1 protein-coding gene is annotated in these 1,532 nt (G+C 29.6%); it reads right to left on the reverse strand.

Annotated features, from left to right (window positions below; translation table 11 throughout):
- Positions 1-589: 589 nt before the first annotated feature.
- Positions 590-1,447, reverse strand: a complete 858-nt coding sequence (locus tag H5203_RS22445; RefSeq protein ID WP_182820372.1) for a hypothetical protein — start codon at positions 1,445-1,447, stop codon at positions 590-592.
- Between the last annotated feature and the right edge of the window lie 85 nt (positions 1,448-1,532).

Here is a 1,532-nt window from a genome sequence, read left to right on the forward strand (position 1 = left end):
TTTTCATTATTGTTTTTTGTTGATATGTTTTTATGTTGTTGATTTTATAGGTTTTTTTATTTTTCTAATTGATTTGCTATGTAGAAAATGACTTTGTTTATCTTTACAATTGTCAATGGTTTTTTATATTAAAATATATCTACTTTTAAAGTTAGCGAAAAAACATATTATAAAATATGTTCCTTTTTTTAATGATGAAATAGACTTATTTTTGATTTTAACGTCAATAAGTTATTGATATATAAAGTAATAATTGATTTTATGGTGATTTAATAAAGCAGAAAATGATATCTACCCTTATTTTGTTTTAGGTTTTGCTTTTGGTATAGTCTTTTTATAGTCAAAATAAGCGGTTAGGGCAGGGTTAGCATCGATATAAATACGTTTGAAGTGTATATAATCTTTAAAGTTTTGTTCGAACCAAAACCTATCTTTATCAGTTAATGTATAACACTTGTCGTTGAAGCTTACACAGAAGCTTACAGTATCGTTTTCTCTATCAAACAATAGGGTAATATAATTATCAGTATAAATAAGATCTTTGAGTGGGTGTAGCGCGTGAAAGTCCATTTTCAATTCCCCAACCTACTTAGTCTAAATCAGGGAAGTTGTCATCAATAACTTTTGTTCGTTTTTGAGAGGGTTTATCTTGTAATTCGTCAACGCTTTTGTCTAACAACTCATTTATTTCATTTGTACCAATCTTCTCATACTCTTCTTCAATATAATCGAACAGGGGAGCACCAGACTTCTTTACAGCCTTTTTCTTCTTCCCGTAGAGTATTTCATCAGCCACTTCACGCATGTCGTTAGCACCGCTTCTTGACTGTTTAACTGTATCACTTGACTTGGTTAATTCATTAGCAACAGACAAATCGCTATTTCTACTCTCTATCGACACCCCGTTGAATGGCATTTTTTTTTGATCGCGCTTTTTAAAATCAACAATATTTTTAGGCTTTTCTTGTTCTACCTTTGCTTTTTCTTCGTCTTCAAAATCAAGATCATCAATACTGTCAGGGTTATCTTGAAATGACTTTTCCTTTGTTTCGTCATACATATCAAACAACTCTTTTGGGTATGAAGTCCAGATACCAGCTTTATAGTCCTTTGCCGCTTTCTCATTCATATTGCTAAGTTGCTTATCAAAATTGACATAAAACGTATATTTAGTCTCTATATCAAACGTTTTACATAAATTTGTGAATTCACTTTTTTTCTCACCGATTTTTGCCGCTGATTGATAGATAAGGTAATTACCATAATTGACAGTAGTTAGTAGGGCTTTGAAATCATGCTTTACTGACTTTCCTAATAACCAAAGACCATATTTTTTCTTTGATTTGTCAGTATACATAAAGTCATAGAAGTGAAGTTGATCGATAATTTTCTTTTCGATTAATAACTTTAAATATTCCTCACGAGTATAATAAATTTTCCTTTTCATATAATTTCTCCATTTATATAATACCATTATATAATAAAAAACATTATATTCAATACATCATAAAGTAATGTTGTTCGAAAACTCA

Source organism: Pseudoalteromonas sp. SG41-1, assembly GCF_014164575.1.
GTDB classification, from domain to species: Bacteria; Pseudomonadota; Gammaproteobacteria; order Enterobacterales; family Alteromonadaceae; genus Pseudoalteromonas; species Pseudoalteromonas rhizosphaerae.